We start from the raw sequence: 13,673 nt of genomic DNA on the forward strand, positions 1-13,673 counted from the left end.
CCGGCGCGGACTCGCCATGGGCTGTCGGCGTGTGGGGTTGCCGAACCGGCCGGGTCGGGGGCAGGCAAGCCTGGCGAGTGGGTCACATGATCTGCGCGTTCGTGCTCTGTAGTCAACCGTAACGCGCACATTCGCTCAGAGCGGTGCGATCGCAACGGTCCCATAACGGCATCTGGACCTACCCGTGCCCCTGGTGAATACTTCGCGGCACGGCAAGGCTCCGCTCGGAACTGATTGAAACTCGCAGATTCCGCGCAGGATTGAGCATCAGGCTCCAGGTTCGACGGCACGAAGGCGGTAACCGCAATGAACAAGCGCGTACTCGGTATCTCGGCGGTCTGCGCGATCAGCGCTCTCGCGCTCACGGCCTGCGGTGGCGGGGGCGGGGGCGGCGGAAAGGGCAGTGCCGCCGGTGCGCCGGTGACCCTCAAGCTGGTCGCGGCGGACTACGGCGACAAGGCCTCCAACAGCTCGACGCTGTACTGGAACGACCTGGTCAAGGGCTTCGAGGCGGCCAACCCGAACATCAAGGTCGATGTCCAGGTGATCAACTGGAACGACATCGACAAGCAGGTCAAGACGATGATCCAGAGCGGCAACGTGCCCGACGTCCTGCAGACCGGCGGCTACGCCGACAAGGTCGCCGACAAGCTGCTCTACCCCGCCAACGACGTGCTCTCGCTGACCACCCGGGGCTCCTTCATCGACTCCTTCGCCAAGGCCGGCGAGGTCGACGGCACCCAGTACGGCATCCCCTTCGTCTCCTCCGCCCGCGCCTTCTTCTACAACAAGGCGATCTTCGCCCAGGCCGGCATCACCGAGGCCCCCAAGACCTGGGACGACGTCAAGGCCGACGCCGCCCTGATCAAGGCCAAGGTCCCCGGCGTCACGCCGTACGCGCTGCCGCTCGGCCCCGAGGAGGCGCAGGGCGAGAGCATGATGTGGGAACTGGGCAACGGCGGCGGCATCACCGACGCCGGCGGCAAGTACGCGCTCAACAGTCAGGCCAACACTGACACCTTCAGCTGGCTCAAGGCCAACCTGGTCGACCCCGGCCTGACCTACGCCAACCCGGCCAGCACCGACCGCAAGACCGCCTTCGCGGACTTCGCCGCCGGCAAGGCCGCGATGCTCAATGGACACCCGTCGCTGATCCAGATGGCCAAGGACGGCAAGGTGGACTACGCCGTCGCGCCGATCCCGGGCAAGGCCGGTGCGCTCAAGTCCACGCTGGGCGTGGCCGACTGGATGATGGCCTTCAAGAAGAACGGCCACAAGGACCAGATCAAGGCCTTCTTCGACTTCGCGTACTCCAAGGAGAACACGGAGAAGTTCGACGAGCTCTACAACCTGATGCCGGTCACTCAGGACACCCTCGGCGACATGACCAGCAACGGCAAGCACAAGGACCTCGAGCCGTTCTTCGCGCTGCTGCCGGGCGCCTCCTTCTACCCGCTGGGCGACACCAGCTGGGACGCCGTCTCCGCCGAGATCAAGAAGAGCATCGGCACCGCCGTGGCGGGTGACCCGGCCAAGGTGCTCGGCGACCTGCAGAAGAAGGCCCAGGACGCCGCGGCCGACAAGTAGCAGGCGCCGACCGCCACCGGTGCCGGCCGTCCAGCCGGCGCCGGCCTCCCTCCTGCTCGTCCCCGCACCCGCACCTCGCCGGCCGCCCGGCAGGCACTGCCGCACACACACGGAAGGCACCACCCGTGTCCCCCAACTCCGCCACTCCCAGGGCCTCCAGGGCCCGCCGGGGCACAGCACCCAGCAGGCGTTCGAGCCTCAGCGGGCTGGGCCCGCTGCCCTGGATCGGTCCGGCCGTCCTGCTGATCCTGCTGGTCGTGCTCTGGCCCGTCTACGAGATGGTCCACACCTCGGTCCTGCGGATCAGCACCAGCGGATTCGTCCGCGGCTCGGCCGGACTGGACAAGTACCGCAAGCTGTTCGGCGAGACCGACCTCGGCCACGTGCTGCTCGCCACCGTGATCTGGACCGTGGTCGTGGTCGGCCTGACCATGGTCCTGTCGCTGGCCCTGGCCCAGCTGTTCAACCAGCACTTCCCGGGCCGGCGACTGACCCGCTGGGCGCTGATCGCCCCCTGGGCGGCGTCCGTGCTGATGACCGCCATCGGCTTCAAGTGGATGCTCAACCAGACCGCCGGCGTGCTCAACACCGCCATGACCGACCTCGGCCTGATCGACGGCCCGCAGGACTGGCTCGGCCGGCCCGGTACCGCCTGGCCCTGGATGATGTTCGTCGCCGTCTTCGTCTCGTTGCCGTTCACCACCTACACCCTGCTGGCCGGCCTGCAGACCGTGCCCGGCGAGGTGTACGAGGCGGCCAGGGTCGACGGAGCGTCAACCTGGCAGACCTACCTGCGGATCACGCTGCCGCTGCTGCGCCCGGCCTTCCTGGTCGGCGTGGTGATCAACCTGATCAACGTCTTCAACTCGTTCCCCATCATCTGGGGCATGACCCAGGGCGGCCCGAGCAGCGCCACCGCCACCACCACCGTCTTCATGTACCAGCTGAAGAGCACCGACATCGGCGAATCCGCCGCCATGTCCGTGGTCAACTTCGCCCTGGTCGTACTGCTCGTCCTGGTCTTCCTCAAGGTCAGCCGCTGGAACGAGGAGGAGAGCTGATGAGCCGTCACATCAAGCCCACCAAGCCGAGGTTGCGGCCGCGCACGGTGCTCGTCGCGGCGACCGCCTGGCTGCTGGCGGCGGCCTTCCTGCTGCCGTACCTGGAGATGGTGGTCACCGCACTGCGCCCGGCCGACGAGCTGCGCGACCCCAGCTACCTGCCGGAGCACTTCGCCTGGTCCAACTTCATCGACGTCTGGCGCGACTCGACGCTGGGCGACAACCTGCGGGTCACCCTGCTGGTGGCCGGCGGCTCCACGCTGCTGGCGCTGCTGGTCGCACTTCCGGCGGCGTACTACACGGCGCGGATCAAGTACCGCGGCCGCAGGTTCTTCCTGCTGCTCGTGCTGGTCACCCAGATGTTCCAGCCGACCTCACTGCTGGTCGGGCTCTACCGCGAGTTCTACCAGCTCGACATGCTCAACTCGGTCTGGACGCTGATCCTGTGCAACGCCGCGTTCAACCTGGCCTTCGCGGTCTGGATCCTCACCGCCTACATCGGTTCCATCCCGGTGGAGTTGGAGGAGGCCGCGATGATCGACGGGCTCGGGCGGCTGGGTGCGCTGCGCCGGGTCGTGCTGCCGCTGGCGCTGCCGGGCGTGGTCACCGCGGTGATCTTCACCTTCATCTCGGCCTGGAACGAGTTCGTGATGGGCCTGACCCTCTCCACCGTCCCCGAGAACCAGCCGCTCACCGTGGGCATCAACAGCTTCATCGGCAACTACACGGTGCAGTGGAACTACCTGTTCGCCGGCTCGGTGGTCGCCATCCTGCCGGTGGTGGTGCTGTTCGCCTTCATCGAGCGCCAGGTGGTCTCCGGACTGACCGCCGGGTCGGTGAAGTAGCCGACCGGCTGCCCGTACAACTGATGGATAGTCACTTCACTGATGAGGAATGTGCGTTGAGCAACGAGAGCCTGGCCAACCTGCTCAAGGAGGAGCGGCGTTTCGCCCCGCCCGCAGAACTCGCCGCGGCCGCCAACGTCACCGCGGACGCCTACACCCAGGCGTCCCAGGACCGCCTCGGCTTCTGGGCCGAGCAGGCCCGCCGCCTCGACTGGGCCGTCGAGCCGACCCAGACCCTGGACTGGTCCAACCCGCCGTTCGCCAAGTGGTTCGCCGACGGCACCCTGAACGTCGCGTACAACTGCGTCGACCGCCACGTCGAGGCCGGCAACGGCGACCGCGTCGCCATCCACTTCGAGGGCGAACCCGGCGACAGCCGCTCCATCACCTACGCCCAGCTCAAGGACGAGGTCTCCCAGGCCGCCAACGCCCTGCTCGAACTCGGCGTCACCAAGGGCGACCGCGTGGCGATCTACCTCCCGATGATCGCCGAGGCCGTCGTCGCGATGCTCGCCTGCGCCCGCATCGGCGCGGCCCACTCCGTCGTCTTCGGCGGCTTCTCCGCCGATGCCGTCGCCTCCCGCATCCAGGACGCCGACGCCAAACTCGTCATCACCGCCGACGGCGGCCACCGCCGCGGCAAGCCCACCGCCCTCAAGCCCGCCATCGACGAGGCCCTGGCCAAGTGCCCCCAGGTCGAACACGTGCTGGTGGTCCGCCGCACCGGCCAGGACATCTCCTTCACCAAGGGCCGCGACGTGTGGTGGCACGAGACGGTCGCCCGCCAGTCCACCGAGCACACCCCCCAGGCACACGACGCCGAACACCCGCTGTTCATCCTCTACACCTCCGGCACCACCGGTAAGCCCAAGGGCATCCTGCACACCTCCGGCGGCTACCTCACCCAGGCCGCCTACACCCACCACGCCGTCTTCGACCTCAAGCCCGAGACCGACGTCTACTGGTGCACCGCCGACATCGGCTGGGTGACCGGCCACTCCTACATCGTCTACGGCCCCCTCGCCAACGGCGCCACCCAGGTCATCTACGAAGGCACCCCCGACACCCCCCACCAGGGCCGCTTCTGGGAGATCATCCAGAAGTACAAGGTCACCATCCTCTACACCGCGCCCACCGCGATCCGCACGTTCATGAAGTGGGGAGACGACATCCCCGCCAAGTTCGACCTGTCCTCGCTGCGCATCCTCGGCTCGGTCGGGGAGCCGATCAACCCCGAGGCGTGGATCTGGTACCGCGAGCACATCGGCGCCAACAAGACGCCCATCGTCGACACCTGGTGGCAGACCGAGACCGGCGCCATGATGATCAGTCCACTGCCCGGCGTCACCGCCACCAAGCCCGGCTCCGCCCAACGCGCCCTGCCCGGCATCGCCGCCACCGTCGTCGACGACGAAGCCAACGAGGTGCCCAACGGCTCCGGCGGCTACCTCGTCCTCACCGAGCCGTGGCCCTCCATGCTGCGCACCATCTGGGGCGACGACCAGCGCTACATCGACACCTACTGGTCCCGCTTCCCCGGCCGCTACTTCGCCGGCGACGGCGCGAAGAAGGACGAGGACGGCGACATCTGGCTGCTCGGCCGCGTCGACGACGTCATGCTCGTCTCCGGCCACAACATCTCCACCACCGAGGTCGAGTCCGCCCTCGTCGGCCACCCGGCCGTCGCCGAGTCCGCCGTCGTCGGCGCCACCGACGCCACCACCGGACAGGCCATCGTCGCCTTCGTCATCCTGCGCGGCACCGCCACCGACAGCCCCGAGCTGATCGCCGAACTGCGCGACCACGTCGGCAAGACCCTGGGCCCGATCGCCAAGCCCAAGCAGATCAAGGTCGTCAGCGAACTGCCGAAGACCCGCTCCGGCAAGATCATGCGCCGCCTGCTGCGCGACATCGCCGAAGGCCGCGAAGTCGGCGACACCACCACCCTCGCCGACTCCACCGTCATGAACCTCATCCAGTCCCAGCAGCGAGGAACCTCGTGACACTCCGTCAGCAGGAGCTCCTCGTACGCCCGGACCGCAACCTCGCCCTGGAGCTGGTCCGGGTCACCGAGGCAGCGGCCATGGCGGCCGGCCGCTGGGTCGGCCGTGGCGACAAGAACGGCGCCGACGGCGCGGCCGTCCGAGCGATGCGGTCGATGTTCGCGACCGTGTCGATGAGCGGCGTCGTCGTCATCGGTGAAGGGGAGAAGGACGAAGCCCCGATGCTCTACAACGGCGAGCGGGTCGGCGACGGCACCGGCGCCGAGTGCGACGTCGCCGTGGACCCGGTGGACGGCACCACGCTGACCGCCAAGGGCATGAACAACGCCGTCGCGGTACTCGCCGTGGCCGACCGCGGCACCATGTTCGACCCCAGCGCCGTCTTCTACATGGACAAGCTGGTCTGCGGCCCCGAGGCCGCCGACTACGTCGACATCACCGCCCCCGCCGCCGTCAACATCCGCCGGGTCGCCAAGGCCAAGGGCAGTGCCGTCGAGGACGTCACCGTCGTCCTGGTGGACCGGCCGCGCCATCGGGAGCTGGTCCGGGAGATCCGCGAGGCGGGCGCCCGGATCAAGTTCATCTCCGACGGCGACGTGGCCGGAGCCATCATGGCCGCCCGCGAGGGCACCGGCATCGACCTGCTGATGGGCGTCGGCGGCACCCCCGAGGGCATCATCGCCGCCTGCGCCGTGCGCTGCATGGGCGGCGTCATCCAGGGCCGCCTGTGGCCCAAGGACGAGGCCGAGAAGCAGAAGGCCCTGGACGCCGGCCACGACCTCGACCGGGTGCTCAGCACCAACGACCTGGTCAGCGGCGAGAACGTGTTCTTCGTCGCCACCGGCATCACCGACGGCGAACTGCTGCGCGGCGTCCACTACCGCCAGGAGACCGCCACCACCAGCTCCCTGGTGATGCGCTCCAAGAGCGGCACCATCCGCCAGATCGACTCCACCCACAGGCTCAGCTAGGGAGTTCCGGCCTCGCCCTGGTCCCCGTCAGCGGGTGGGTGGATGGCCTCGATCAGGAGGTCGCGCAGCCGGGCGAGGTCCCCGGCCATGTCGATCGACGGCTCCAGCAGCCACTGCAGCTGCAGGCCGTCGGTCGCGGCCAGCAGCATCCTGGCCGCCCAGTCGGCGTCCGCCGGCCGGCTCTGCGGAGTGGGGACCACGGACGCGGGCGGTCCGGCGATCAGGGCTGCGGCCAGCTGCAGCCGCAGGTTCCGGTAGCGCTCCTCGAAGAACGCGTGTGCCGGGTGCCCGGGCTCGGCGGCGGCTGCGGCGAGGTCGACGAAGAGCTTGACCAGGCCGGGGGTGTCGACGTTCTTCGCCAGCAGGTCGGCGCGCCAGAGCACGCCCTCCTCGCCGTAGGTCTCGGCGTCGGCGATGTCGCGGGCTTCGAGGACGGCGGTGAGCAGGGCCTCACGACTGCCGAAGTGGTGGAGTACTCCCGCGTCCGTCAGACCCACGCGTTCGGCGATGTCCCGGACCGAGACGCCTCGACTGCCGGCCTGCGCGTAGGCCGCGAGCGCGGCGTCGAGGATCAGTTTCCGCTTGGCGGCGCTCTTGGCGTAGGGGCCGCGGGGACCACGGGTGCTCACCGCAGCACTGTAGCTCCACACAAGACCTCGCTAAAACCTCGACACACTAAGTTTCTAGATTTACCGTGGACGGAAGGCGGTCCCCACCACCGCCCGCACCGCCCGAAAGGTCCCCACCATGCTGTCCCGTACCAGGGGTCTGCTCCTGCCCAGCCGCTTCCTGTTCGGCGCCTCGAGCTGCGCCCACCAGACCGAGGGCGGCAACACCAACAGCGACTGGTGGCAGCTGGAGCACCGCAGCGGCGCGACCCACCGGCCCAGCGGCGATGCTGCCGACAGCTACCACCGCTGGCCGGTGGACATGGACCTACTGGCCGAACTCGGCTTCACCGACTACCGGTTCAGCATCGAGTGGGCCCGGATCGAACCCGCACCCGGCCACTTCTCCCGGGCCGCGCTCGCGCACTACCGGCGGATGGTCGAAGGCGCGCTCGAACGAGGTCTGCGGCCCCTGGTCACCCTGCAGCACTTCACCCTCCCCCGCTGGTTCGCCGACCAGGGCGGTTGGACCGCCGAGGCGGCGGCCGACCGCTTCGCCCGGTACGTGGCCGCCACGGCACCGATCATCGGCAGCGACGTCCAGCACGTCTGCACCATCAACGAGCCCGACACCGTCGCCGCACTCAGCACCGACGAGGGCACCGAAGACCTCACCGACAAGGCCACCGACAAGGTCGCCGACACCCTGATCCGCGCCCACCGGCAGGCAGTTGCCGCGATCAAGGAGATCTCCCCGGACGTCCAGGTCGGCTGGTCCGTGACCGGCCGCAACGAGGCCTTCCTGAGGGCGGCCCGCGAGGACGACTGGATCGGCGTCCAGGTCTGCACCGCCTTGCCGATCGGCCCCGACGGACCGCCCCCGCCGCCCGCCCTCAACGGCTGGGATTACCAGCGCACCGCACTTGGGCAGGCGCTGCGCCGCACCGCCGAGGTGGTCGGCGAGCTACCGATGATCGTCACCGAGAACGGCGTCGCCACCGCCGACGACACCCACCGGATCGAGCACACCGCCCGGGCGCTCCAGGACCTGGCCGCCGCGCTCGCGGACGGCGTCGACATCCGCGGCTACTTCCACTGGAGCGCCCTCGACAGCCACGCGTGGTCCACCCACCGCCCCGCCCACGGGCTGATCGCCGTCGACCCGGAGACCTTCATCCGCGCGCCCCGGCCGTCCGCCCGGTGGCTCGGCCGGATCGCCGCCGACCGCGTCCTGCCGCTGCCCTGTGTCGGGGCCTGACGGACACGCCGTGGCCCGACGCGGATAGGCCGTGGCCTGACGGATACGCCGGGGCTTGTCGGATACGCCGGGCCTGACGCGCAGCGACACGCCGCGTCCGGAGCACGGTGGTTGCCCGGCTCGGGCGGCGGACCCAGGCTGTGCTGCATGAGCACCGAGAACGGGCGCACGGGTTGGGACATCCGCCGGGCTGGTCCCGAGGATGCCGAGCACCGACTGCTGATGCTGCCCGGCGGGATGTGCACGACGGAGTTCTACGCCGATCTGATGGCCGAGCCCGCGTTGGCTCAGGCCCGACTCGGCATGGTGGCCGTGACGCTGCCGGGGTTCGGCCGCACGCCCCCGCCACGGAATCCGACGATCGAGAACTACGCCCGGCTGATGGGCGAGTTCGCCACCGAGGCCGGCTGTGACGTGGTGGTCGGGCACAGCTACGGAGCGAACGTGGCGATCGAGATGGTGGCGGCCGGGACCTTCTCCGGGCCGGTGGTGCTGCTGTCGCCGACCTTCTCCCGTGGGGACGAGGCGAAGTTCCTGGGTGTGTTGAACTCGGTGGGCCGGGTGCCCGGCCTGGGGGCGCTGGCCTGGACGGTGATGATCAAGGCGCTGCCGAGCGCGATGCGCAAGGAGTTCCCGCCGGAGCGCGCTGACGCGCTCTCGGCGGACCTCGGCAACAACGACCCGGGGTTCTGCCGGTTGCTGGTCCGGAACTACTACAGCTACCTGGACCAGCACCGTTCGCTGGTCGACCGGCTCTGTGCGTCGGGCGCGTCGGCCTGGGTGGTCCGCGGCGACCGGGACGACATCGGGCTCACCGTGGCGGAGGCCCAGGGGCTGCGGGCCTGCCCGCAGGTCACCATGGTGACGGTGCCGGACGCCGGGCACGTCGCCCTGGTGCAGCAGCCCGCGCGGATCGCCGAGGTGCTGGTCGCGGCGGCCAACGCGAAACGGAGTTGAACACGGGTCAGCTGGTGGGCCGTTCGGCGCCCTCGCCCTGGTCACCTCCCGATTCGCGGCCCTGGGCACCTCCCGCTTCGCGGCCCTGGGCACTCCCGCTTCGCGCGCGGCTGCCCACCGCCAGGGCGAGCGCGACGGCGATCAGCACCGCCGCGACGGCGAAGGTGACCCGCATACCGGTGGCCACGGCCGCGGGATGCGCCGTGCTGACGTCGGTGGTCGCCGAGGCGAGTGCGAACACGGCGCCCATCACGGATGCTCCGGTGATCAGCCCGAGATTGCGCGACAGGTTGAGCAGACCGGAGGTGACGCCCCGTCGGTCCGGGGGGACGTCCGTCATGACGCCGGTGTTGTTGGCCGTCTGGAACACCGCGTAGCCGGCGGTGACGACCACGATCGGCGCGAGGTAGCCGAGGATTCCGAACCTCAGCGGCGTCAGCGACAGGACGAGCGAGCCGGCCGCGATCGCGGTGAGCCCGAGGACGGTCATGCGGTGGGCGCCGAAGCGGTCCGCGATGCGGCCGGCCGGCACCCCCGTCAGCGCGGCGACCAGCGGACCCGCCGACAGGACCAGCCCGACCAGCGCCGCTTGGAGCCCCAGCCCACGGGAGAGGTAGAACGGCCCGACCACCAGGGTCGCCATCATCACCGTCGAGACCAGCGCGCTCATGGCGAGGCTCGCGCTCAGCGCCCGGTCGCGGAACATGGCCAACCGGATCAGCGGTGCGGCCACCCTGGCCTCGGCCCGGACGAAGAGAACCGCGCCCAGGGCGGCAGCCACCAGCAGGGCCGTGTTGACCGCACCGAAACTGCCGCGCCCCAGGGTCATGGCGAGTGCGTACGCCGCGAGGGTCAGCGCGAGCAGCACCGTGCCCACCGTGTCGAAACGGACCCGCTCGGCTCTGGGCTCGCGCCGGTCGACGGGCAGGTAGCGGTGCGCGAGCAGCAGGGTCAGCACCCCCAGCGGGGCGTTGACCAGGAAGACCGCCCGCCAGCCCGGTCCGGCGATCAGCACGCCGCCCAGCGACGGACCGAGCGCGGTGCCGATCGCGGACATGGTGCCGAGCAGCCCCATCGCGCTGCCGGTCCGCTCCTTCGGCACGGTCTCGCCGACGAACGCCATGGTCAGGGCCATCATGACGGCCGCGCCGAGGCCCTGCGCCGCCCGGGCGGCGATCAGCAGCCAGAGCGTGGGGGCGACGCCGCACAGCACCGAGGCCGCCGTGAACAGGGAGATTCCGGCCAGCAGCAGCCGTCGGCGGCCTATGAGGTCACCGAGCTTTCCGACGCTGACGATCAGCGTGGTGATGGCGAGCAGGTAGGCCAGGACGATCCACTGGACTTGCTGGAAGGAGGCGCCGAACACCTGGGCCAGCGTGGGCAGGGCGACGTTGGCGATGCTGGTGCCGAGCGAGGACAGCAGCATGGACAGCGAGAGGCCGGCCAGCGCCCACCGGGGCGAGGGCATCCGGGGCGTCACCAGGTCGGTGCCGGCGAGGTCGGTGCCGGCGTGCGGGGAAGTCCGGGCGCGGAATCGTTGTGGGCTCATGCCGAGGAGCGTCCACCCCACGGATGGCAGCAGCAACTTCTGTTGCCATTTCCGGGACAGCGGAGTGGAATGCCCGCATGGACGAAACACCGCCGTACCAAGCGGTCCTGGACGAGGTCGCGCCCCGGCTCCGACGGCTGCGCGCCAAGCGCGGCCTGACCCTGGCCGCGCTCTCCGAGACGACCGGCATCTCCAAGAGCACCCTGTCCCGGCTGGAGTCCGGCCAGCGCCGCCCGAGCCTGGAACTGCTGCTGCCGCTGGCCGGTGCGTACCAGGTGCCGCTGGACGACCTGGTCGGCGCGCCCGAGGTGGGTGATCCTCGGGTACGGATGACGCCCCGCGCCATGGCGCACGGCGGTACCGCCGTGCCGCTGACCCGGGGCCCGGGGCCGCTCCAGGCGTACAAGATGCTCATCCCTGACCGGGGTACCGAGCCGGAGCTCCGGACCCACGAGGGCTATGAGTGGCTCTACGTGCTGGACGGCCGACTGCGGCTGGTCCTCGCCGAGCACGATCTGATCCTCGGACCGGGCGAGGTAGCCGAGTGGGACACTCGGCTACCTCACTGGTTCGGCAGCGCCGACGGGCGGCCGGTCGAGGTGCTCAGCCTCTTCGGGCGGCAGGGGGAACGCATCCACGTCCGCGCGAAGCCCCGCACCTGACGGATCGTCAGCTCCGGACCTTGTCAGCTCCGGAGTTGGTCCGGCTCCGGCGCCAGGTCGACGTTGCGCCTCGGCTCGCCGCGACGGACCGAGCCGGGGGCCCGGCGGGCCGGGTGGTCGGCGCGCGGCGCGGAGGAGAGCTGCCAGGGCACGCTGATCACCATCACACCCGGGGTGAAGAGCAGCCGGCTCTTCAGCCACAGGGCGGACTGGTTGTGCAGCAGGTGCTCCCACCAGTGGCCGACCACGTACTCCGGGATGAACACCGCCACCGCGTCCCTGGGGCTGCCGCGGCGGACGTCGCGCACATAGCCGACCACCGGCTTGGTGATCTCGCGGTACGGCGAGTCCAGCACCTTGAGCGGCACCTGGATGTCGAACTCCTCCCACTGCGCCTTCAGTTCCTCGGTGGACTCCTTCTCCACCGCGACGCTGACCGCCTCCAGGACGTCGGGCCGGAACGCCTCCGCGTACCCGATCGCCCGCAGCGTCGGCTTGTGCAGCTTGGAGACCAGCACGATGCCGTGCACCTTCGACGGGCGCACCGACTCCGCCTTCGGGTCCTCGATCGCCAACTCCTCGGAGACCGAGTCGTAGTGCTTGCGGATCCCGCGCATCATCGCGAAGAGCACGATCGCGGCGAGCACCGCCAGCCAGGCGCCCTCGGTGAACTTGGTGGCCATCACGATCACGAAGACCAGGCCGGTGGTGAAGGCGCCGAAGGCGTTGATCACCCGCGAACGCTGGGCCGCCGCCCGCACCTTGGGGTCGCTCTCGGTGCCCAGCACCTCGTTCCAGTGCCGGACCATGCCGATCTGGGAGAGCGTGAAGGAGGTGAACACACCCAGGATGTAGAGGTGGATCAGGTTGTTCACGTTCGCCTTGTAGCCCCACAGCAGCAGGACGTTCACCACGGCCAGCGCGATGATGCCGTTGGAGAAGGCCAGTCGGTCGCCGCGGGTGTGGAACTGCCGGGGCAGGTAGCGGTGCTGGGCCAGGATCGAGCCGAGCAGCGGGAACCCGTTGAAGGCGGTGTTCGCGGCCAGGATCAGCACCAGCGCGGTCGCCGCCTGGATGAAGTAGAACAGGATGCTGTGGTCGCCGCCGAAGATCGAGGAGGCCAGCTGGGCGATCACGGTCGGCTGCGAGGCGGTGTGGCAGTCGCCGGCGTAGCCCACCAACTGGCAGGTGTCGTCGGTCTTGTGCACCTTGGCGATCAGGGCCAGGGCGGTGATGCCGATGAACATCACCACCGCGGTGACGCCCATCACGGCCATCGTGCTGGCCGCGTTCTTCGACTTCGGCTTTCGGAAGGCCGGCACGCCGTTGGAGATCGCCTCCACACCGGTGAGCGCGGTGCAGCCGGAGGCGAAGGCCTTCAGACCCAGCATGATCAGCGCGATCCCGGCGAGGCTGCCGTTGTGGTCGGTCGGCAGGATCGAGTACTGGGCGCTGGACGCCACCGGCGGGTGCCCGAAGATCATCTTGATGAAGCCGGTGACGATCATCAGCAAGATGCCGAAGATGAACAGGTAGGTCGGCGCGGCGAAGGCCTTGCCGGACTCCCGCACCCCGCGCAGGTTCATCGCGGCCAGGATCACCACGAAGGCGATCGCCATCGCGACCCGGTAGTCCCCCAGCCCGGGGAAGGCCGAGATGATGTTGTCCACGCCGGAGGCGACCGAGACGGCCACCGTCATCACGTAGTCGACCATCAGTGAGGCGGCCACCACCAGGCCCGCCCGGGCGCCGAGGTTGCGCGTCACCACCTCGTAGGAGCCGCCACCGCCCGGGTAGGCGTGCACCACCTGCCGGTAGGACAGGACGACGACCGCCATCAGCGCCACCACGGCCGCGGCGATCCACGGCGTCAGGTACAGGAAGGCGGTGCCACCCACGGTGAGCACCAGCAGGATCTCCTCGGTGGCGTAGGCCACCGAGGAGAGCGGGTCGGAAGCGAAGATCGGCAGTGCGAGACGCTTGGGCAGCAGGGTCTCGCCCAGCTCCTCGCTGCGCATGGCTTTACCGATCACAAGGCGCTTGAGCGCCGAAGGCACGTTGAACACAAGCGCGAGCGTAGGACGCAAAAGCGTTAAGGAAACGGCCTCACCCGCCGCCTCCCGAGCCATCCGGAGCCGCCGAAGCCTCCCGTTTCCGCAGGTCATGCGCGAG

Annotated in this window: 11 protein-coding genes; 8 read left to right on the forward strand and 3 right to left on the reverse strand. The window is 69.7% G+C overall.

Annotated features, from left to right (window positions below; all coding sequences use genetic code 11):
• Window positions 1-306 precede the first annotated feature (306 nt).
• The 5 genes from BR98_RS13360 (at window position 307) to glpX (ending at window position 6,467) form a co-directional block, all read left to right on the forward strand.
• A complete protein-coding gene (locus tag BR98_RS13360) occupies window positions 307-1,587 on the forward strand; it encodes an extracellular solute-binding protein (RefSeq protein WP_035844653.1) in 1,281 nt (426 codons plus the stop codon).
• 125 nt (window positions 1,588-1,712) lie between these two features.
• Window positions 1,713-2,648: a carbohydrate ABC transporter permease gene (locus BR98_RS13365; protein ID WP_035844655.1), complete on the forward strand. Its 936-nt coding sequence runs from the start codon at window positions 1,713-1,715 to the stop codon at window positions 2,646-2,648.
• Window positions 2,648-3,493, forward strand: coding sequence for a carbohydrate ABC transporter permease (locus BR98_RS13370; RefSeq protein ID WP_051969729.1), 846 nt, complete (start codon window positions 2,648-2,650; stop codon window positions 3,491-3,493). Before BR98_RS13365 ends, BR98_RS13370 begins: the two co-directional genes overlap by 1 nt.
• A gap of 56 nt (window positions 3,494-3,549) precedes the next feature.
• Complete coding sequence (gene acs, locus BR98_RS13375) at window positions 3,550-5,496, forward strand: acetate--CoA ligase (protein WP_035844657.1); 1,947 nt, start codon at window positions 3,550-3,552, stop codon at window positions 5,494-5,496.
• A complete protein-coding gene (glpX, locus tag BR98_RS13380) occupies window positions 5,493-6,467 on the forward strand; it encodes a class II fructose-bisphosphatase (protein WP_035852005.1) in 975 nt (324 codons plus the stop codon). The genes acs and glpX overlap by 4 nt, the downstream gene beginning before the upstream one ends.
• On the opposite strand, the gene BR98_RS13385 is transcribed toward glpX, so the two are convergent.
• A complete protein-coding gene (locus tag BR98_RS13385) occupies window positions 6,464-7,096 on the reverse strand; it encodes a TetR/AcrR family transcriptional regulator (RefSeq protein ID WP_035844658.1) in 633 nt (210 codons plus the stop codon). The two genes, glpX and BR98_RS13385, sit on opposite strands and share 4 nt — an antisense overlap.
• A 118-nt stretch (window positions 7,097-7,214) precedes the next feature.
• Here BR98_RS13385 and BR98_RS13390 point away from each other — a divergent pair, with 118 nt between their 5' ends.
• Together BR98_RS13390 and BR98_RS13395 are read left to right on the forward strand one after the other, a co-directional pair.
• A complete protein-coding gene (locus tag BR98_RS13390; RefSeq protein ID WP_051969730.1) occupies window positions 7,215-8,333 on the forward strand; it encodes a family 1 glycosylhydrolase in 1,119 nt (372 codons plus the stop codon).
• A gap of 147 nt (window positions 8,334-8,480) precedes the next feature.
• A complete protein-coding gene (locus tag BR98_RS13395; RefSeq protein ID WP_035844659.1) occupies window positions 8,481-9,290 on the forward strand; it encodes an alpha/beta fold hydrolase in 810 nt (269 codons plus the stop codon).
• A gap of 7 nt (window positions 9,291-9,297) precedes the next feature.
• Here the strand turns inward: BR98_RS13395 and BR98_RS13400 are convergent, their stop codons facing one another.
• Window positions 9,298-10,839, reverse strand: coding sequence for an MFS transporter (locus BR98_RS13400; RefSeq protein WP_232247401.1), 1,542 nt, complete (start codon window positions 10,837-10,839; stop codon window positions 9,298-9,300).
• Between the two features lie 77 nt (window positions 10,840-10,916).
• On the opposite strand from BR98_RS13400, the gene BR98_RS13405 reads away from it, so the two are divergent.
• Window positions 10,917-11,501 carry a helix-turn-helix domain-containing protein gene (locus BR98_RS13405; RefSeq protein WP_035844661.1) on the forward strand — a complete coding sequence of 195 codons (585 nt, stop codon included), beginning with the start codon at window positions 10,917-10,919 and terminating at the stop codon, window positions 11,499-11,501.
• Window positions 11,502-11,524: 23 nt separating this feature from the next.
• Here BR98_RS13405 and BR98_RS13410 read toward each other — a convergent pair whose 3' ends face one another.
• Window positions 11,525-13,519: an APC family permease gene (locus tag BR98_RS13410; protein WP_407639526.1), complete on the reverse strand. Its 1,995-nt coding sequence runs from the start codon at window positions 13,517-13,519 to the stop codon at window positions 11,525-11,527.
• Window positions 13,520-13,673: the final 154 nt, after the last annotated feature.

The organism is Kitasatospora azatica KCTC 9699, assembly GCF_000744785.1.
In the GTDB taxonomy this organism is placed as follows: Bacteria; Actinomycetota; Actinomycetes; order Streptomycetales; family Streptomycetaceae; genus Kitasatospora; species Kitasatospora azatica.

What these genes read in the sequence shown, in the direction of transcription:
- BR98_RS13360 (WP_035844653.1), top strand. Translation starts at nt 307, where the DNA reads ATGAACAAGCGCGTACTCGGTATCTCGGCGGTCTGCGCGATCAGCGCT.
- BR98_RS13370 (WP_051969729.1), top strand. Translation starts at nt 2,648, where the DNA reads ATGAGCCGTCACATCAAGCCCACCAAGCCGAGGTTGCGGCCGCGCACG.
- BR98_RS13390 (WP_051969730.1), top strand. Translation starts at nt 7,215, where the DNA reads ATGCTGTCCCGTACCAGGGGTCTGCTCCTGCCCAGCCGCTTCCTGTTC.
- BR98_RS13395 (WP_035844659.1), top strand. Translation starts at nt 8,481, where the DNA reads ATGAGCACCGAGAACGGGCGCACGGGTTGGGACATCCGCCGGGCTGGT.
- BR98_RS13400 (WP_232247401.1), bottom strand. Translation starts at nt 10,839, where the DNA reads ATGAGCCCACAACGATTCCGCGCCCGGACTTCCCCGCACGCCGGCACC.
- BR98_RS13405 (WP_035844661.1), top strand. Translation starts at nt 10,917, where the DNA reads ATGGACGAAACACCGCCGTACCAAGCGGTCCTGGACGAGGTCGCGCCC.
- BR98_RS13410 (WP_407639526.1), bottom strand. Translation starts at nt 13,519, where the DNA reads ATGCGCAGCGAGGAGCTGGGCGAGACCCTGCTGCCCAAGCGTCTCGCA.